This window comes from Tenacibaculum sp. AWR4_210, assembly GCF_056160945.1.
This window is the reverse complement of the sequence record NZ_JBSWYF010000001.1, coordinates 364,052-382,227: the sequence shown is the minus strand read 5'-3', so window position 1 is coordinate 382,227 and position 18,176 is coordinate 364,052. Positions and strand designations below refer to the sequence as shown.

20 protein-coding genes are annotated in these 18,176 nt (G+C 39.9%); all 20 read left to right on the top strand.

The window, feature by feature from the left end; translation table 11 throughout:
- Positions 1-27 precede the first annotated feature (27 nt).
- The 20 genes from ACXAG7_RS01645 (at position 28) to ACXAG7_RS01550 (ending at position 18,174) form a co-directional block, all read left to right on the top strand.
- On the top strand, positions 28-1,500 hold the full coding sequence (locus ACXAG7_RS01645; protein WP_476665738.1) for a cryptochrome/deoxyribodipyrimidine photo-lyase family protein: 1,473 nt from the start codon (positions 28-30) through the stop codon (positions 1,498-1,500).
- 5 nt (positions 1,501-1,505) lie between these two features.
- Positions 1,506-1,943 carry a hypothetical protein gene (locus ACXAG7_RS01640; protein WP_408043779.1) on the top strand — a complete coding sequence of 146 codons (438 nt, stop codon included), beginning with the start codon at positions 1,506-1,508 and terminating at the stop codon, positions 1,941-1,943.
- A complete protein-coding gene (locus ACXAG7_RS01635; RefSeq protein WP_408043778.1) occupies positions 1,906-2,190 on the top strand; it encodes a TIGR03643 family protein in 285 nt (94 codons plus the stop codon). Before ACXAG7_RS01640 ends, ACXAG7_RS01635 begins: the two co-directional genes overlap by 38 nt.
- Positions 2,190-2,609: a 6-pyruvoyl trahydropterin synthase family protein gene (locus ACXAG7_RS01630; protein WP_408043777.1), complete on the top strand. Its 420-nt coding sequence runs from the start codon at positions 2,190-2,192 to the stop codon at positions 2,607-2,609. Before ACXAG7_RS01635 ends, ACXAG7_RS01630 begins: the two co-directional genes overlap by 1 nt.
- Positions 2,569-3,270 (top strand): GTP cyclohydrolase I FolE, encoded by a 702-nt coding sequence (gene folE, locus ACXAG7_RS01625; RefSeq protein WP_476665737.1) that lies wholly within the window; start codon positions 2,569-2,571, stop codon positions 3,268-3,270. The genes ACXAG7_RS01630 and folE overlap by 41 nt, the downstream gene beginning before the upstream one ends.
- Positions 3,267-3,491: a hypothetical protein gene (locus tag ACXAG7_RS01620; protein WP_476665736.1), complete on the top strand. Its 225-nt coding sequence runs from the start codon at positions 3,267-3,269 to the stop codon at positions 3,489-3,491. Before folE ends, ACXAG7_RS01620 begins: the two co-directional genes overlap by 4 nt.
- 25 nt (positions 3,492-3,516) lie before the next feature.
- Entirely contained in the window at positions 3,517-4,194 is a 678-nt protein-coding gene (locus tag ACXAG7_RS01615) for an SDR family NAD(P)-dependent oxidoreductase (RefSeq protein ID WP_476665735.1), read from the top strand.
- A gap of 3 nt (positions 4,195-4,197) precedes the next feature.
- A complete protein-coding gene (locus ACXAG7_RS01610; protein WP_476665734.1) occupies positions 4,198-4,728 on the top strand; it encodes a CIA30 family protein in 531 nt (176 codons plus the stop codon).
- 31 nt (positions 4,729-4,759) lie between these two features.
- The gene (locus ACXAG7_RS01605) at positions 4,760-5,284 is read left to right on the top strand and encodes a glutathione peroxidase (RefSeq protein ID WP_408044634.1); all 525 of its coding nucleotides are present in this window, start codon (positions 4,760-4,762) and stop codon (positions 5,282-5,284) included.
- On the top strand, positions 5,277-5,678 hold the full coding sequence (locus ACXAG7_RS01600; protein ID WP_408043773.1) for a DUF2452 domain-containing protein: 402 nt from the start codon (positions 5,277-5,279) through the stop codon (positions 5,676-5,678). Before ACXAG7_RS01605 ends, ACXAG7_RS01600 begins: the two co-directional genes overlap by 8 nt.
- On the top strand, positions 5,675-6,160 hold the full coding sequence (locus ACXAG7_RS01595; RefSeq protein ID WP_408043772.1) for an SRPBCC family protein: 486 nt from the start codon (positions 5,675-5,677) through the stop codon (positions 6,158-6,160). The genes ACXAG7_RS01600 and ACXAG7_RS01595 overlap by 4 nt, the downstream gene beginning before the upstream one ends.
- Complete coding sequence (locus ACXAG7_RS01590) at positions 6,150-7,442, top strand: cryptochrome/photolyase family protein (RefSeq protein ID WP_476665733.1); 1,293 nt, start codon at positions 6,150-6,152, stop codon at positions 7,440-7,442. The genes ACXAG7_RS01595 and ACXAG7_RS01590 overlap by 11 nt, the downstream gene beginning before the upstream one ends.
- A gap of 93 nt (positions 7,443-7,535) precedes the next feature.
- Complete coding sequence (locus tag ACXAG7_RS01585; RefSeq protein ID WP_476665732.1) at positions 7,536-9,074, top strand: pyridoxal phosphate-dependent decarboxylase family protein; 1,539 nt, start codon at positions 7,536-7,538, stop codon at positions 9,072-9,074.
- Positions 9,075-9,129: 55 nt separating this feature from the next.
- Positions 9,130-10,458, top strand: a complete 1,329-nt coding sequence (locus ACXAG7_RS01580) for a lysine N(6)-hydroxylase/L-ornithine N(5)-oxygenase family protein (protein WP_476665731.1) — start codon at positions 9,130-9,132, stop codon at positions 10,456-10,458.
- Positions 10,458-11,630 (top strand): MFS transporter, encoded by a 1,173-nt coding sequence (locus tag ACXAG7_RS01575; protein WP_408043768.1) that lies wholly within the window; start codon positions 10,458-10,460, stop codon positions 11,628-11,630. The genes ACXAG7_RS01580 and ACXAG7_RS01575 overlap by 1 nt, the downstream gene beginning before the upstream one ends.
- Before the next feature lies 1 nt (position 11,631).
- Positions 11,632-14,058: a GNAT family N-acetyltransferase gene (locus ACXAG7_RS01570; protein ID WP_476665730.1), complete on the top strand. Its 2,427-nt coding sequence runs from the start codon at positions 11,632-11,634 to the stop codon at positions 14,056-14,058.
- Positions 14,058-14,645 carry a GNAT family N-acetyltransferase gene (locus tag ACXAG7_RS01565; protein WP_476665729.1) on the top strand — a complete coding sequence of 196 codons (588 nt, stop codon included), beginning with the start codon at positions 14,058-14,060 and terminating at the stop codon, positions 14,643-14,645. Before ACXAG7_RS01570 ends, ACXAG7_RS01565 begins: the two co-directional genes overlap by 1 nt.
- Positions 14,642-16,465, top strand: a complete 1,824-nt coding sequence (locus ACXAG7_RS01560; protein ID WP_476665728.1) for an IucA/IucC family protein — start codon at positions 14,642-14,644, stop codon at positions 16,463-16,465. Before ACXAG7_RS01565 ends, ACXAG7_RS01560 begins: the two co-directional genes overlap by 4 nt.
- Positions 16,462-17,043 carry a nitroreductase family protein gene (locus tag ACXAG7_RS01555; RefSeq protein WP_476665727.1) on the top strand — a complete coding sequence of 194 codons (582 nt, stop codon included), beginning with the start codon at positions 16,462-16,464 and terminating at the stop codon, positions 17,041-17,043. Before ACXAG7_RS01560 ends, ACXAG7_RS01555 begins: the two co-directional genes overlap by 4 nt.
- A gap of 6 nt (positions 17,044-17,049) precedes the next feature.
- Positions 17,050-18,174 (top strand): heparan-alpha-glucosaminide N-acetyltransferase domain-containing protein, encoded by a 1,125-nt coding sequence (locus ACXAG7_RS01550; protein WP_476665726.1) that lies wholly within the window; start codon positions 17,050-17,052, stop codon positions 18,172-18,174.
- Positions 18,175-18,176 lie beyond the last annotated feature (2 nt).

Below are 18,176 nucleotides of genomic sequence, written 5' to 3'. Positions count from 1 at the left end.
AGGTAAACAAAATAATATTCAAACGATATGATTCAAGATAGAGAGAAAATTTCGGTAGTTTGGTTTAAGAGAGATTTGCGTTTGGAAGACAACGAGGCGGTAGTAAACGCATTGGCAACAGGTAGAAAAGTACTATTTGTGTACATCTTTGAACCTAGCTTGCTGCAGGACCCTCACTATTCGGAACGTCATTGGAATTTTATCAAGCAATCCATTGCTGATATGAATGAATCATTGGAAAAATTGGGAACCCACGTATTTGTTGTCGAAGCCGAAGTGATGCAATTTTTCAAATATCTACTATCGAGATTCGATGTGTCGGAAGTGTTTTCTCATATTGAAACAGGTTTGTTAAAGACTTTTAAAAGAGATAAGAATTTCAAGCGCTTTTGCCGTAATAACTCGATAAGCTGGGAAGAGAATATTAATAATGGTGTATTTCGAGGTAGAACCGATAGGGAACATTGGAAGGAAGATTGGGAAGGTTATATGAAGTCAGAGCTCCTGCCATTTGAACCTTACGGTCCTCAACAGTTTATTGGCAGTGATGAGTTGAGGGAACTCGAAAAAGATATCAAAACTACAGCGGTGAACACGCTAGCAGCGTCAGCGAACTTTCAACGAGGAGGGAGAGCGACTGCAAAGCGCTATTTACAGAGTTTTTTTAAGGAACGCTATGTGAATTATGCCAAATTTATCTCGAAACCCATGCAGGCAAGAGAAAGCTGTAGTCGTTTATCGCCTTATTTAGCTTGGGGTAATTTATCAGTGCGCGAGGTATATCAGGAGGCAAAGAGCATTCGAAGAACCGCGATGAACAAAAGAGCCATTGATGCCTTTACGTCTCGCTTGCGATGGCAGGCGCACTTTATTCAAAAGTTTGAAATGGAGTGTATTATGGAGAAGGCTAGTATTAACAAAGGATACCACAAACTTAAAAAGGATATTTCGCTTCAGTACCAAGAAGCTTGGAAACAGGGGCAAACGGGAATTCCAATTATCGACGCTTGCATGCGCTGTTTACAGAGCACCGGTTATTTAAATTTTAGAATGAGAGCGATGGTAGTATCGTTTTTTACCCACAATTTATGGCAGCCTTGGCAAGAGGCTTCGAGATATCTGTCACAAGTTTTCTTGGACTTTGAGCCCGGTATTCACTTTCCTCAATTGCAAATGCAAGCGGGAGAAACCGGTATCAATACGTTGCGCATTTACAATCCCATTAAAAATGGTCTGGAACACGATCCCAATGCGGTTTTTATAGGGCAGTGGGTACCAGAGCTACAAAAACTACCCATAGCTTTTCGTCATGAGCCTTATAAGTTGACGATGTTGGAACAGAAGCTATACCATTTTACGTTAGGGAAAGACTATCCAGCACCCATTGTTGACATTGCGAAAACTAGGAAGCGCGCATCGGATGAAATCTGGAAATTGCGAAAAGATGAAGAAGTGATTAGAGAGAGTTTGAGAATAGTAAATAAACACGTAACACGATAACAAACATGGTTTTCAATACAACATATACAGAACGAGAAGACATTCGAGCGATGAATGCGTTAGTAGGTGAACCTTTTTCGCTCATGAAGCGGATAAAAATGGGAGGCGTAGGGAGTTCACGCTTGATGATTTTACAGGTGAGCGAACATTTTAAATCACTGCTAAATCAGGTTTCCGATATTAATTACATCAATATTGAACTGCGTCCGAAAGGAGTAATTGTCCACTTAACACAGCGTTTAAAGCGATTTGCATGGGCTATTCCTTACTACAAATTGGTCGTATTTAACACGAGTCATTTCAGCATACACGCCGATGGAAATTTCATTCGTGTAGCAAAAAATAAACAGCATGCGATAAACAAGAAATTCTTGCGCAAAATGATGAACCTAAAAATTAATGCACATGAAGACTATGAATTCCTTTTCTATGAAGGAAGTTGATCGCATCATTGAAATGGCATGGGAAGATCGTACGCCTTTCGAAGCCATCCAATTTCAATTCGGACTTCGGGAGCCAGAAGTCATCGCTTTGATGCGAAGGGAATTAAAATCGTCCAGTTTTAAACTATGGAGGAAAAGAGTACAAGGCAGGGCCACCAAACACAGTAAAAAACGCGTATTTGTCAAAGGACGCTTCAAGTGCTCAAGACAAACTACCATTTCTAACAATAAGATAGCAAAGAGATAATGAATGCTCATAAATTAGCGATAACGAGAAGAGAACACTTTAATGCCGCACACAGATTACACAATGCACATTGGAGCGATGCGAAAAATAAGGAGGTATTTGGTAAATGTAACAATCCGCATTACCACGGTCACAATTACGAATTGGAAGTGTCTGTGATAGGACCGATAGATCCGGATACGGGCTATGTGATTGATACTAAGATACTGTCCGATATTATCAAAGAGAAAGTGCTCAATCCATTTGATCATAAAAACTTGAACTTGGAGGTAGCACAGTTTAAAACACTAAATCCTACTGTTGAAAATATTGCCGTAGTGATTTATGAATTAATAGCAGCAGAAATAAAAGCGCCTTTAGAGGTAAAAATTAAACTTTATGAAACACCCAGAAACTTTGTCGAATACCCTGTTAAATAACGAAACGTACTTAAATGGGTTAACCATTGAAGAAATTGGTGATGATCATTTATATACAGGACTTCAAACACCGATGCGCAAAGACGCCTTTGCGTTATCTGACACGGAGAAAAAAGAACAAATAGCAGCCCTTTTTGGCCAAATTATGGAGGTGATGGGCTTAGACCTAACCGACGATTCATTGCGAGGTACTCCAAAACGCGTAGCTAAGATGTACATCGATGAGATTTTCTCAGGATTAAATCCAGCGAACAAACCGAAAATAGCACTGTTTGACAATTCGTATCGCTATCAGCAAATGTTAGTGGAAAAGGATATCTTATTTTACTCAAACTGCGAGCATCACTTTGTGCCGATTATTGGGAAGGCGCACGTTGCCTATATCTCGTCAGGAAAGGTAATAGGACTGTCCAAACTAAATAGAATTGTACAGTACTATGCCAAACGTCCGCAGGTACAGGAACGTTTGACCAATCAAATAGGTACAGATTTACAAGAAATATTGCAAACAGAAGATGTCGCTGTGATTATCGAAGCAAAACACTTGTGTGTTTCTTCACGCGGTGTAAAAGACGACTCTTCTGCGACCGTAACTTGTTTTTACGGAGGAGCTTTTGAGCGCCAGGAAAAGATTGTAGAACTTCAAAATTATTTAAAATGAGCACAGTAGAACTTATACAAGAAGCCTATGATTTTGAAAAAAATCACAAGAAATTCAGAACGAGAAATGATAAAATCATTGCCTCGCGAAGAGCTAAGGAACTCGTGTTGTCACTCAACGCTGTTTACAAGAGTACGAAAGACAAGTCTCTTATGGAAACGATGAAGCGCATAACCGAAATTAAACGCAAGATAGAGAAGCGTTTAAAAGGAAGAATTTAACAAACAACAACTATAGATCTGACCTATGAAAACAATAGCAATTGTTGGAGGAAGTAAGGGGATTGGTGCTGCCTTAGTAGAACTGTTGAAAGACAGCTGCGAACTGTTGGTATTTAGCAGAACTGAAATCCAGACAAACGAACATATAAAGCACTTTCAATTAGATGTTTTGAAGGATGCCTTGCCTGACACACCTCGTTTAGACGGATTGGTTTACTGCCCGGGTAGTATCAATCTTAAACCCTTAAACCGATTGAAAATTGATGATTTTCAAGAGGATTTTAACATTAATGTACTCGGCGCAATTCGAGTAATACAGCACTTTGAAAAAGCGCTCTTAACCGCTGGAGGTAGTGTTGTGCTCTTTAGTACCGTTGCAACACAGCTGGGAATGCCATTTCACGCCAGCATTGCTGTGAGCAAGGCGGGGGTAGAAGGACTGGCTAAATCACTGGCAGCGGAGTATGCTGCGAAGATTCGTTTCAACGTCATCGCACCGACGGTGACGAATACAGCATTGGCAGCTCGTTTGTTACGCAATGACAAACAGCAGGAGGCCATGCGTCAAAGGCATCCGTTGAAAACGTATTTGGAAGCTGCGGAAGTAGCGCAATTTGCCAAATACCTGTTGTCAGATCATGCTCGGGCTATCAGCGGGCAAGTCTTTCCGATAGATGCAGGAATTACAACTTTAAAAACGTAAATTATGAGATGGTTATGGATGATGGGTATGCTAGTGATGACGTTACCTACCTTAGTGGTGTTTGATGCCAGTAAGCCAAATAAGAAACTGCGTTGGTTTCAAACCAACGATGATGTGATGGGAGGCATATCGTCTTCGACGATGAAAGTGAACGAAGCAGGTGTTGCTGAATTCTCTGGAAGGGTATCCACTGAAAATAACGGTGGTTTTGCGATGACTCGCTTACCAGTATCCATCAATTTTGACCAGCCGTATTCAAAAATTGTACTGCAGGTGCAAGGCGATGGTAAACCGTATCAATTTAGACTAAAAGCCTCTAAAAGACAACGTTTTTGGTATGTGCAAAAGTTTACCACCTCAGGAGAAATTGAAAAAATAGAACTGCCATTGAAGGATTTTTATCCATCGTGGAGGGGATACCGCCTGAACTCAGGAAATTTTGATGCTACTAAACTAACAGAATTAGCCTTGTTAATAGGCAATAAAAAAAATGAAAGCTTTACCTTGCTAGTACATAAAATTACTTTAGAATAACCCTATGAAAGTTTTAAACATACTTTTACTTATGACTCTTTTTAGCAGTGCCGTAAAGGCGCAAGTTTTAGAACCAAAATCGTCTATCTACGATGTGAAAATTAATGATATTAACGGAAAACCCATTGACTTAGCTCAGTTTAAAGGCAAAAAAATGCTTTTTGTGAACGTAGCCTCTAAATGTGGTTTTACCGGACAGTACAAAGGACTTCAAGCATTGTTTGACAAGTACAAAGATCAGCTGATGGTAATCGGTGTTCCTTGCAATCAGTTTGGCGGACAAGAGCCAGGTACTTCTTCTGAGATTCAGTCGTTTTGCGAGATGAATTACGGAGTTAACTTTTTGATGACCGAGAAAGTAGCTGTCAAAGGCGAGGAGCAACATCCTTTGTATCAATGGCTCACCAAAAAATCGTTAAACGGTGCCTCAAACTCAACGGTGAAATGGAATTTCCAAAAATACATAGTCGATGAAAACGGAAGGTTTGTGAATTACTTTTACTCAATGACCAAACCGATGAGTTCAAAGATTACCAAAATTTTAGACAGTGAGTAAAAAACCGGATTACGTTGTATACAATGAAGAGGAGCAGCGTTACGATGCTTTTGTAAAGCCGTATGCTTCTAATTTAGCAGCACCTGTAATTGAACAGCCGGATACTGTAAATTGGAAAAAAACCAATATTCACAGTGCCAACAGTCAGTTCAAGGCAACTTTCGATGAGATTAAGGAACAGTACCAAGCTTTAATGCAGGAGTACCAGTACAACCAACTCATTTACAACGCTAAATTTAATTTTGAGCCGATAGTTGGACATGTTTACCATTTGTACAGCAAGCAGGAAACGTATTTTTTATCGTTGCTAGCCCCCGAGGAGTGTACGTTTACCTTCGTCGGGAGCTTTCAGCTAAACAGTGATAAAATTTGGAAAAAAATAGATAGAAAATGATTGAATTTAAAGCACATTCTGGAATTTACACACTGTATACAGAGCAGGTATTGAATATTTCATTAAAAGAAGCGTGGAGTTTTTTTAGCGTCCCACAAAACTTACAAAAAATTACCCCCGAACACATGGGGTTTCAAATAACCTCATCAGTTGATAAATCGGCGTATGCCGGTCAAATCATCACCTACAAAGTAGGAATATTACCAGGAATTAAGCAAAATTGGGTTACTGAAATTACTCAGGTACAAGACGAAGAGTTTTTTATTGATGAGCAGCGATTTGGCCCGTATAGCATGTGGCATCATGAACATTGGTTTTACGAGTTAGCGGATGGAACCACCTTGATGAAAGACAAAATATCCTACAAAATTCCCATGGGAATCTTGGGGAAGTTGGCACAGAAACTCTTTATAAAAAAACAATTGAAAACGATATTTTCATATCGCTATGCAACCCTAGAAAAAATGTTTAATGGAAAATAACAAATGCTCCGTTTTTTGGTTTAGAAGAGATCTTAGAGTTCACGACAATACAGGCTTGCATGCCGCTTTAAAATCAGGGAACAAGGTTGTACCTATTTTTATTTTTGATACTCAGATCACTGAGAAGCTCCCTACAGACGATGCTAGAATTTCTTTTATTTACGATAGCCTAAAGGCGATACACGAGGAATTTCAAACGACGGGAGGTGGACTTAAAATATACCAGGGAAATCCTCTGGATGTTTGGCAGCAATTGTTAGCGGAGTACGATGTCGCCCAGGTGTATACCAACCGTGACTACGAACCTTATGCAACAGAACGCGACGATGCGGTAGCAACGCTATTAGCCACCAAAAAGATACCCTTTCACACTTTCAAAGACCAAGTGATTTTTGAAAAAAAAGAGGTCGTGAAAAAAGATGGAACACCCTACACCGTTTTTACGCCGTTTAAAAACCAATGGCTCAAACAGTTTAGCCCACAAGAAGCGCTTAAGGTCCGGCCTTCCAAAGAATTGCTGGATGCTCTACTACCTTGTAACGTTGAGTTTCCTCCAATGGCCCATCTAGGCTTTGTCAGAAGCAGTATTGCGGTAAAACCTGTCGCATTTAATCATTTAGAAGACTACGATGCGATACGTGATTTTCCGTGGATGGATAAAACATCCTATGTATCCCCGCATTTGCGATTTGGAACCATTAGTGTAAGAGCCATGGTTTCATTGGCTTTGAAAACGAATGCGACCTATTTGAGTGAATTGATATGGAGAGAGTTTTTTATGCAGATTCTCTTTAATTTTCCGCAAGTAGAAAAACGCTGTTTTAAATCGAAGTACGAACGCGTTGCTTGGCGTAATAACGAAGAGGAATTCGAGCACTGGTGTAACGGTACCACCGGATATCCTATTGTAGATGCTGGTATGCGTGAATTGAATGCAACCGGATACATGCACAATCGGGTGCGCATGATCACAGCGAGTTTTCTCTGTAAACACTTACTTATAGATTGGCGTTGGGGCGAAGCCTACTTTGCCAGTAAACTACTCGATTACGACCTGTCAGCCAATAATGGTAACTGGCAATGGGCGGCGAGCACAGGTTGTGATGCGGTTCCGTACTTCCGAATATTTAATCCGACAGAACAAGTAAAAAAGTTTGATAAGCAACGGGCTTATATTAAAAAATGGGTCCCTGATGTGGAGGAATTGACCTATCCTCAGCCAATAGTAGACCATAAATTTGCTCGGGAACGAGCCTTAAAAACCTATAAAGACGTGCAGTAATTCTGCGCGTCTTTTTTTAGCACGATTTCGTCATTTATTCCTGACTGTGGGGATTAATTTTGTAGTCATATTATTAAGACTAAATAAAAATAAATGATATTAGACGAAATCCCCGCACTCGTTGATCCATCATTGGAAGATCAGTTATTGCATGATGAATCGTACCAAAAATTAGAAGCGTACACTGCGGAAATACACAAAGTACTACAAGCGTTCTTTTCAAAAGACAGCTTTTACAAAGGAGATGATATTGAGGAGATTCGTTCTCACAAACTACAAGCATCTCTCGAGAATTCAGAGCCAGCTTCCTTTACGGAAGTATTAGGGTTTTTAAATGACTTATACATTAAAAATACCATAGGCTTTCACCATCCGAGATACGTGGCCCATTTAAACTGTCCTGTAGCAATTCCTGCCATTGCAGCAGAGAGTATTGCGACTGCGATCAACACGGCCGTGGAAACTTGGGACCAGAGCACATCAGCTACTTTTATTGAGCAAGAGGTAATTCAGTGGATTTGCAAGGAATTCCGCTTGCCATCACGTGCCGATGGTGTGTTCACTAGTGGTGGAACTCAGTCGAATTTTATGGCTTTACTCATGGCTAGAGATAATTATGCCTATCAGCATTTCGGACTCAACCTAAAACAAAACGGTTGGTCTGATGAGGTGAGTCGTTTCCGTATTTTTTGTTCTGATAAAGCACATTTTAGCGTAAAAAAGAACGCAGCTTTATTAGGAATGGGCTACGACTCAGTAGTGCCAGTAAAGACGGACAAAGAAATGCGCATGGATGCCAAAGAGCTCGTTTTGGCCATCGAAAAAGAGAAACAACAAGGCAATATTCCAATAGCGGTGGTTGCTACCTTAGGTACCACAGACTTTGGTAGTTTCGATCCATTAGAAACCATCGCTATTATTGCTAAAGAACACGATATATGGGTACATATGGACGGTGCTTATGGAGGGTGTTACGTATTGACAGAAACGCACAAAAAGTATTTTGAAGCTTGTACTTACGTAGATTCTATCACTATTGATTTCCATAAATCATTTTTCCAGCCAGTGAGTTGTAGTGCCTTTTTGGTGAGTAATAAACAGCACTTTCAATACGTATCCTACTACGCAGATTACCTGAACGCTTTTGAAGATAAAGATACTGAACGTCCGAATTTGATAGAAAAATCCATTCAAACGACACGACGTTTTGACGCCTTAAAAGTATGGGTAACCCTAAAAACCTTAGGAGCAAAAACCATTGCAGGCTACTTGGAAAAAGTGCACTTTATGGCCAATGAGGTGTACCAATACCTCCAACAGAAAAAAGAAGTATTTGAAACTATCCACGAACCTGCGTTGAGCACGGTAGTATTCCGTTATAAACCTCAAGGAATCGACGGCGCTAACGAATTAGATAACCTCAATATGCACATCAAGAATACTTTGTATAGAGGAGGTTTGGCTTCTGTTGCTAGTACTAAGTTTAACGGAGAAATTTATTTAAAATTCACCTTGCTGAATCCGAAAAACACCTTGGAGAACTTAGTGGAAATTCTGGACTTAATAGAAGCGGCTGGAACTGCATATACAAAAAACAATTTCGCGAATACGCTTACGGATGCAACACTGTAATTCAGTGCGTGCGTATTAGCAACAAATAATCAGAACACGTAATATAATATTAGAAATGAAAAATCAAATAGCGGATTTTATAGCCATTGGAGTAGGACCTTTTAATTTAGGATTGGCCTGTTTAACGGCACCTATAGAGGAATTAAATGGAGAATTTTTGGATAAAGCGGATTCGTTTGACTGGCATCCGGGGATGATGTTACAGCATACCACTTTACAAATCCCATTTATGGCAGACTTGGTAACGTTGGCGGATCCGACCAATCCATTTAGCTTTTTAAACTACAGCAAAGAACAAGGTTTATTGTATTCATTTTACATCCGTGAGAACTTCTTGTTGTTGAGAAACGAGTATAATAAGTATTGTCAATGGGCTATTAACAAACTTTCCAATGTACATTTCCAAACCGAAGTAGTAAATGTTGAATTTGACGAGCAATCAGGAATTTACACCGTATTTACAGTACATACAAAATCAGGAGAAACAAAGGAGTATCAGACTAAAAAATTAGTATTAGGTACAGGAACCCAGCCTTATGTGCCTGCAGCAGCAAAGAACTTAAAAGGAAGAGCTATTCACTCGTCTGCCTACTTAAATCACAAGGAAGAACTTCAAAAGAACAAATCGATTACCGTATTGGGTAGTGGACAAAGTGCGGCCGAAATCTTCCACGATTTATTGTTAGATATCGACAGCAAAGGCTACGAACTCAACTGGATTACACGCTCTCCTAGGTTTTTCCCATTAGAGTATTCTAAACTGACCTTAGAAATGACCTCTCCTGAGTACGTTGACTACTTTTACGAGTTACCAGCAGAAAAAAGAGATGATTTAATAGCCAATCAAAAGCACTTGTACAAAGGGATTAACCAAGATTTGATTAATGAAATTCACGATGTATTGTACATGAAGCGTTCCTTTGCTGAGGAACCATTAAAGGTGTCGTTACGTACCAATTCGGAATTGATCGAATCGGTGGTAGAAGGCGATGAAATTCAGTTAAAATTACATCAGGTAGAAGAAGATAAATATTACCAAAAGGCAACAGAAGGATTGGTGTTGTCTACGGGGTATCACTACAAGATGCCTGCCTTTATCGAAGGAATTAAAAACCGCATTGTTTGGGATGAAAAAGGAAGGTACGACGTAGGTAGAAACTATACCATTGATGCTGACCACGCAGACATTTTTGTTCAAAATGTGGAATTGTACACTCATGGTTTTGTGAGTCCTGACTTAGGAATGGCTTGCTATAGAAATTCCTACATCATCAAAGAATTAACAGGGAAAGAGTATTACAAGGTAGAAAAACGCATCGCTTTTCAACAATTTCAAGTAAACTCAGAAGAAGAAATTACCCAGCCTGCAAAAGCCTTGATATAATGAAGTTAAAATCATTTCTAATTCTTATGACCTTTATCGCGGTTGTAAGTGATTATTTGTTGCATCCATTCTATCCGCAGTTCTTTGAGCTGCGGTTTGGGGTAACAAATCCGAAACTCGTTGGCTATTATTTTGCTGCCATTTGCTTTATGGTGATGATAGCCTTTCCTTTTTGGGCCTACGTGTCAAAAAAGGTTGCTGAGTTAAAGATACTGATTTATACTCAGGCCATTGCAGGTATTTTGGCATTGTACTGCTTTCAAACTAGCTCTTATATTTCATTCTGGATTGTCTCTTTAGTAATGGTATTGTTTAAAGGGAGCTATTTACTAGTATACCCCTATATTCTTAAGATTATTAAGAAAGAAGAACACGCAACCACCATTGGTATTCTATCGGTTGTCGTTCATTTAGGCGGTATACTAGGGGCAGTTTTAGGCGGATTGACCGTTGATTTTATCAAGCCGAGTAGCATCTTTTTAATTATGGCGCTAGGCGATTTTATTCAGATGGGAATGAGTGCCTATTTGTTGAAAAGTAAAAAGTACGAAACAGCATTGATTACTTCAGATGAAACTGCGGAAAAAAGACCCTTGTCTTCCAATAGTTTTATTCTGAAAATTGGGCTTTTGACCTTTATTTTATATTTCAGCGATTTTTTAATTCGCCCGTTTTTTTCAAGGTATTGGGAGAGTATTTCGGTCTTCGATTCTAAGTTCATTTCCGGAACTATTTATGCCATTCCAGGCTTCGTAGCTTTGATCGCCTTATACATCAATACAAAAATAAAATCAGAAGGGTACCAGGGTATCATCAATGCCTTACTTATAGGGCTCATCGGACTGAGTCTGCAGGGAATTCCTAATGAAGTAGCCGTAGTTGCCGGTCGAATTATTTACGGATGGGCGATTTTCCAAGGAGTTGTCAAGTTTGATATTTTACTCTTTGAAATGAGCACGCCAGAATCTTATTCGGTAGATTACAGTAAAGTGCACTTCTTCCAAAATTTAGGAGTACTGATAGCCTCATTGAACGTTGGAATCATTGTAGATCAATGGGGGCTTATAGTTCCATTTTACATAGCCCTAATCGGATTCGTATTGACTATAGTACTCTACGCAATCCTCTTTAAGTGGAATCCTTTTACTAAGAAACTAGCGAAATCCAATTAATATGAGTACAGAACAGCAAGTTTTTAAAACGAGGTATCAAGATTTTGGAGAAATCGTCATTCGTCCCTTTAGTATAGCGTCGGACAGTAAAGTCTTACACGATTGGGTGAATCGCGATTATGCAGTGTTTTGGGGCATGCAGCAAAGCAGCTTAGACGACGTGGTTAAGGAATACACAAAACTGATGGAACCCGAAGATTACGATGTGTTTGTAGGCGAGTATAAGGGAACTATTGCATTTGTTTTAGAACGCTATGTTCCGACCACCGACCTCATCGCAGATTATTACGATGCACTGCCTACCGATGGAGGAGTGCATATTATCGTAGCACCACCAGCGTCCCCTAAAATTCCCCATTTTACTTGGTATATGTTTAGGAGTATTATGGATTTTGTTTTTTCCAATACTGCTATTCAGCGCATACTGGTAGAACCAGATATACGCAATAAAAAGATGTTTGCCCTGTGTCAACGCATAGGTTTTGGCTTGGATAAGGTAGTAGAATTACCACATAAAACAGCCCAATTAGCGTTTTTAACACGCAGTGAATATCAGAAACACATTCAACTATTTACACCCTCAAAACGAAGTGCCATGAATACTTTAGACAATGTGGTATCACCACAACAATCCATACAACATTTAACGCCTGAAGCGTGGAAGCAAGCAAATTTATTATTGGTGAAAAAAGCCATCACAGAATTTGCACATGAACGAATCATCACACCCGCTATTACAGAAGAATTAGAGGGCGGATGGAAATCGTATCAACTGACTGCTGATCAGCATGACATAGTATATGCTTTTAAGGCAAAACACCTGTCGTTAAATCAATTAATGATAGCGGAGAGCAGCTTAAAAAAGACTGTAAATGGTGAAGATAAGACCGTAGATGCCGTAGAGTTTATAAAAGAATTTAGAGGGATTTTAGGAATTGATACCGCTAAAATGCCCGTGTATTTAGAAGAGATTATCAGTACACTTTACGGAAGTGCATTTAAAATGCTCAAAGGAAATCCGATAGCGAAAGATTTAGCAGAGGCAGATTTTCAAACCGTAGAGCAGTCGATGACGGAAGGACATCCTGGTTTTGTAGCCAACAACGGACGCATCGGTTTTGACAGTAGTGATTACAGATCATATGCCCCGGAAGCAGGAAACTCATTTTCGTTAATGTGGCTCGCCGGTCATAAGTCGAAGGCCGTTTATGCAGCCATAGAGAGTTTACCTTATGAAACCTTGATTCGTCAGGAGCTCGACGATGCGACAATTGCGCAATTCAATCAAGTACTTAAAGACAAAGGTCATCAACCAGAAGACTATTTGTTTTTACCTATTCATCCTTGGCAATGGTTTAATAAATTGGCCATGGTATTCGCACCGGAAATCGCACAAGGTGATTTGGTGTGCTTAGGCTATGGACCAGATCAATATTTGGCACAACAGTCGATTAGAACTTTATTCAATATCACCAATCCAAGTAAATTTTATACAAAATCAGCTTTGTCAATTCTCAACATGGGATTCATGAGAGGCTTGCCGTTGTATTATCTCGGAACTGCGCCTAAAATGGCAGTATGGCTGGAAAATTTACTTTATAACGACGCCTATATTCAGGAAAATGGATTTAGAATGCTCAGTGAAATAGGTTCAGTGAGTTATGTAAATCCGTATTTCAAAGAGTTTGGACCTCACAACGATTACAACAAAATGTTGGCATCACTGTGGAGGGAGAGTCCTTATGCCGCAGTAAAAGAAGGGCAAAAGCCAATTACCATGGCGGCTTTATTGCACATTGATCACGAAGGCAATGCCTTGTTACCGGCCTATATTAAAAGTTCAGGAATGAGTACTGAGAATTGGTTGCGTGCCTATTTAAAGGCTTATTTAAGCCCATTGGTACATTGTTTTTACAAATACGATCTCGTATTCATGCCGCATGGAGAAAACATCATCTTAGTTCTTGAAGAGAATGTTCCAGTGTATGCACTTCTCAAAGATATTACTGAAGAAGCGGTGATTTTAAATCCTGATGTAGCATTGCCGAAAGAGCTAGAGCGCATGTATGCTCCGGTTCCTGAAGATGTGAAATTACTTTCAATATTTACTGATATGTTTGATGGTTTCTTCCGATACATGACCCCGATTTTGGAAGGTCAAATGGAATTTGGAGAAGCTGAATTCTGGAAATTGGTAGCCGAAAATATTCAGGAATACCAACAGCGTTATCCGGAATTAGCTGATAAGTTTGAGCGCTACGATCTGTTTGCAGAAACGTTTAAACTGTCGTGTCTTAACAGGTTACAACTCAATAACCACAAGCAAATGATCGATTTAGACGACCCTGTTGCATTACTACAATTCGCAGGAGAGCTTAAAAATCCACTAGCAGTATTCAAACAAGAACCAAATTTACAAGAGGCTTAATGGAAACATCTATTGAACATTTATTATATAAAAAAGACATTCCTGGTGTTGGTGAACTAAAGTTGCGTCCAATTGATTTGAAAAGGGATGTGGCAACGGTTCACGGTTGGGTAACACAGCCGTATGCTAAATATTGGGGAATGTTAGAGTCGACGAGAGAAGAGTTTTTGGCTTCGTACGAAGAAATTGAGAACAATCCTCATCATCACACCTATATTGGTACACTCAATGACGAACCCGTATTTTTGATGGAACGCTACAAAGCTTCAGAAGATATCATTGCTGCCCATTACGCGGCACAGCTCAATGATTACGGGATGCACATTTTGGTAGCACCTGCCCAGAAGAGGATTCCTCAGTTTACTTGGCACATTTTTGCGACCATCATGGATTACTTTTTTAGTTTGCCTTACGTAGAACGCGTGGTAGTTGAACCCGATGTAAACAACGAAAAAATTCACGTGCTAAATAAAAAAGCGGGGTTTGTATATCAAGGAGAAATCCAATTGTCGAACAAAGTAGCGGCTTTGGCAATTTGTACCCGTGAAAACTACCGTTTAGCCTCAGAAAACCGATCGACCTTATGAAAGCATTAATAGCACATTTAAATCCAACTGTATGGAAGCGTGCCAATCGATTGTTGATTAAAAAAGCCTGCAGCGAATTTGCACACGAATGTATTTTAAAACCTACAGTGGTAGAAACCCTAGACGAGGGCTGGAATCGATACGAGCTGACTACAGCAGACGGAAAATACACCTACCAATTCAAAGCGATACTCTTTGGTTTGGAGCATTGGCATATCGATGAATTGAGTTTGATAAAATTAGCGGAAGGGAAGGAAGTTGCCATGAAGGCCTTGGAGTTCATTGTAGAATTCCAGGAGACCTTAGGTATTCCTGACAGATTTCTAGCGACTTATTTAGAGGAAATTACCAGTACTTTAATGAGTACAGCGTTTAAGTTAACCAATGAGACCTTAGATGCCAAAGCTTTGAGTACCGCTACTTTCCAGGAGGTAGAACATGCGATGGCGGAAGGACATCCTTGTTTTGTTGCCAATAATGGGCGTATCGGGTTCACCCTAGACGATTATCACAAATACGCACCAGAGGCAGATACTCCTTTTCAAATTTATTGGGTAGCAGGGCATAAGTCAGCCGCCACTTATACCGCCATGGAAGGCTACGATTACGCCGAGTTGATGCGCAGCGAATTGGGCTCAGAAAAAGTGACGGAATTTGAAAAAGTACTAATCGATCTTGAGCTAGATGTACAAGACTATCTGTTTATGCCAGTGCATCCATGGCAATGGAACAATAAATTAGTGCATGTTTTTGCTGAGGATATTGCTGGGCGACACTTGGTGTTTTTAGGGAAGAGCAACGACGAGTTTTCTGCGCAGCAGTCTATCCGTACGCTGTACAATAAAACACATCCCGAAAAGCTCTATACCAAAACGGCGCTATCGATATTAAACATGGGCTTTGTTCGTGGACTTTCACCTTATTATATGCAAAGTACCCCGCATATTACCACTTGGATAGACGGATTGCTCGGAAACGATTCGTACCTACAAAACAACGGGTTTACCATGTTGGGAGAGGTGGCAACCATCGGATTTCAAAACAGGTATTACGAAGCCTTAGGAAAAACAAATCCACATAATAAAATGCTGTCGGCTTTGTGGAGGGAAAGTCCTTATATGAAAATTGGTACCGGACAAACGCCCGTTACCATGGCTTCTTTATTGCACTTAGACGCTGCCGGAAATTCGCTTTTAGTGGAGTATATAAAACAATCTGGGATAGGAGCTAAAGCTTGGATACAACAATACCTAAAAGCGTATTTGAGTCCGTTAATCCACTGTTTTTATCACTATGAATTGGTGTTTATGCCGCATGGAGAGAACTTATTATTGGTCTTAGAGAACGCTATTCCTCAGTATGTATTAATGAAGGATATCACAGAGGAAGTAATTGTATTTAACGAAGAAATGCACCTGCCAGAGCATGCCGACCGTTTGTTTACCAAGACTTCTGACCGTATGAAATTACTCTCGATATTCACGGATGTATTTGACTGTATTTTCCGATTTATTCCTCCAATTTTAGCGACGCGCATTGATTTTGAAGAGCGTGACTTTTGGAAGTTGGTGGCGGAATGTATACACGATTACCAAGCGAGTTATCCAGAACTACAAGCGAAATTTGATCGTTACGACATGTTTGTTCCGACCTTTGATCGCTGTTGTTTAAACAAACTGCAATTAGCGAATACCAAGCAAATGCTGAACCTGGCAGACCCAATTGAAAGTTTGAAACTCGACGGTGTATTGCAGAACCCTATAGCTGGTTTTTCGAATAAGGAATCGTTGAAAACTCAGCTAGAAACAACTACCGTATGATAGCAGCACAATTAGAAACAATCATAAAGCAAAGGCGTACTCATTACGCCTTTGACTTTACAGAGCAACCAGTAGCGGAGACCTTGGTCTATCAAGTGGTGAGCAGTGGTCTTTGGGCGCCGACCCACAAAATGACTCAGCCTTGGAAATTTGTGTTACTCGAAGGAGCACATGCTGCGGAATTAGGGAGCTATATGGCGGAATACTACCGAAAGATTTACAGCGAGGAAGAATATCCAACTGAGCGGTATGAAGAAACGAAAACCTATCCTTTAAAAGGAACGCTGATCGCCATTATTATGGAACCAGGTAAGCGTGCGCAATTGCCGGAATGGGAAGAGGTAGCAGCGGTATCGTGCGCGGTACAAAATATGTGGTTAACCACCACGGCCTTGGGCTTAGGAGGCTACTGGGATACGGGGGCAGCGACCTTAGCGTATTTGAAGGAAGCTCTGTCACTAAGCGAAAATGAAAAATGTCTTGGACTCTTTTATTTAGGACATCTAAAAGAGAAACTACCTACTGTGAATAGAAAAAGAAAACCATTAAGTAAAAAGTTAAGTAGACATAAACGATAACAAAAAATGGAAGCGATACAAAAAACAACTAAAACAAAATCTAAACGCATTAAAACAATCGATTTCGTAAGAGGAATCAGTGTATTGTTAATGATACCTGTGCACGTTATGATCGTGTACTCAACAGTAGCCACCTGGGAGGCTACACCACTAGGAAAAGTCATTCAAATACTCGAAAAGGGAACACCGATGTTCTTGGTAGTAATGGGAATGTCTTTTGTTTTCTCAGGTAAAATGACCATGTCGACAATTTTTCTTCGTGGTCTTCGAGTATTGATAACGGGTTACTCACTTAATTTGATGAGGTTTGTAGTTCCCATGGCATTTTTTGGAGGATTTCCGGATAGTTTTGTTCAGGCCAACGGTCTGACTCCAGGAGCCTCTGAAAACTACGTTTTTTACGGATTACTCGGTGATATTCTACAATTGGCAGGAATTTCACTCATCATCATGGGGCTCATTATAAAATTTATAAAAAACAAATACGCAGCTTTAGTATTTACTTTTCTAATAGTACTACTAGCGAAGGAAATCGCTGGATTCCGTCCGGGAATTCCAGTGGTAGATTACCTCTGTGATTTGTTATGGGGGAAAAACTACAACGTGTATTTCCCAGTTTTCCCGTGGATGTCCTTTATTTTAATCGGATTGTTCTTCGGTATGTGGTACCGTGAAAAAGGGAACGATGTACGTTTTATGATCGGAAAAATGTTGCCTTTTGGAATTGCATTTATCGCCTTGGGTCTGGGACTTTGTATCTACGATAAACCTTACCATTTTGGTGATTATTACCATTTAGGGCCAGGAGGATCCATCATTTTAATGGGAATTAATTTACTCCTCATTTGGGCTGGGCACAAGATAGTAAAATTCGTACCTCAAAAATTGTACAATATCATTGCCTATGCTAGTAGAAATGTAACTAATTTCTATTTCATTCAGTGGGTCATCATCTATTGGGGTGTTTTGATTTTCGGATATTCATTAGTTGATAGCCAAGTACAGTTACTCGTAACTATGGTAGCGTATACCGTGCTTAGTTTTGGAGTTTTATGGGTACGTAATGCACTTGTTGCCCAATGGAAACAAAAGCGAGCGGAAAGGAAATCGTTAAAAAGAGCAACGGCATAAGC

Excerpts from the sequence above, each read along its gene's own strand:
- ACXAG7_RS01645 (WP_476665738.1), top strand. The coding sequence starts at position 28 with ATGATTCAAGATAGAGAGAAAATTTCGGTAGTTTGGTTTAAGAGAGAT.
- ACXAG7_RS01640 (WP_408043779.1), top strand. The coding sequence starts at position 1,506 with ATGGTTTTCAATACAACATATACAGAACGAGAAGACATTCGAGCGATG.
- ACXAG7_RS01635 (WP_408043778.1), top strand. The coding sequence starts at position 1,906 with ATGAAGACTATGAATTCCTTTTCTATGAAGGAAGTTGATCGCATCATT.
- ACXAG7_RS01630 (WP_408043777.1), top strand. The coding sequence starts at position 2,190 with ATGAATGCTCATAAATTAGCGATAACGAGAAGAGAACACTTTAATGCC.
- folE (WP_476665737.1), top strand. The coding sequence starts at position 2,569 with ATGAAACACCCAGAAACTTTGTCGAATACCCTGTTAAATAACGAAACG.
- ACXAG7_RS01620 (WP_476665736.1), top strand. The coding sequence starts at position 3,267 with ATGAGCACAGTAGAACTTATACAAGAAGCCTATGATTTTGAAAAAAAT.
- ACXAG7_RS01615 (WP_476665735.1), top strand. The coding sequence starts at position 3,517 with ATGAAAACAATAGCAATTGTTGGAGGAAGTAAGGGGATTGGTGCTGCC.
- ACXAG7_RS01610 (WP_476665734.1), top strand. The coding sequence starts at position 4,198 with ATGAGATGGTTATGGATGATGGGTATGCTAGTGATGACGTTACCTACC.
- ACXAG7_RS01605 (WP_408044634.1), top strand. The coding sequence starts at position 4,760 with ATGACTCTTTTTAGCAGTGCCGTAAAGGCGCAAGTTTTAGAACCAAAA.
- ACXAG7_RS01595 (WP_408043772.1), top strand. The coding sequence starts at position 5,675 with ATGATTGAATTTAAAGCACATTCTGGAATTTACACACTGTATACAGAG.
- ACXAG7_RS01590 (WP_476665733.1), top strand. The coding sequence starts at position 6,150 with ATGGAAAATAACAAATGCTCCGTTTTTTGGTTTAGAAGAGATCTTAGA.
- ACXAG7_RS01585 (WP_476665732.1), top strand. The coding sequence starts at position 7,536 with ATGATATTAGACGAAATCCCCGCACTCGTTGATCCATCATTGGAAGAT.
- ACXAG7_RS01580 (WP_476665731.1), top strand. The coding sequence starts at position 9,130 with ATGAAAAATCAAATAGCGGATTTTATAGCCATTGGAGTAGGACCTTTT.
- ACXAG7_RS01575 (WP_408043768.1), top strand. The coding sequence starts at position 10,458 with ATGAAGTTAAAATCATTTCTAATTCTTATGACCTTTATCGCGGTTGTA.
- ACXAG7_RS01570 (WP_476665730.1), top strand. The coding sequence starts at position 11,632 with ATGAGTACAGAACAGCAAGTTTTTAAAACGAGGTATCAAGATTTTGGA.
- ACXAG7_RS01565 (WP_476665729.1), top strand. The coding sequence starts at position 14,058 with ATGGAAACATCTATTGAACATTTATTATATAAAAAAGACATTCCTGGT.
- ACXAG7_RS01560 (WP_476665728.1), top strand. The coding sequence starts at position 14,642 with ATGAAAGCATTAATAGCACATTTAAATCCAACTGTATGGAAGCGTGCC.
- ACXAG7_RS01555 (WP_476665727.1), top strand. The coding sequence starts at position 16,462 with ATGATAGCAGCACAATTAGAAACAATCATAAAGCAAAGGCGTACTCAT.
- ACXAG7_RS01550 (WP_476665726.1), top strand. The coding sequence starts at position 17,050 with ATGGAAGCGATACAAAAAACAACTAAAACAAAATCTAAACGCATTAAA.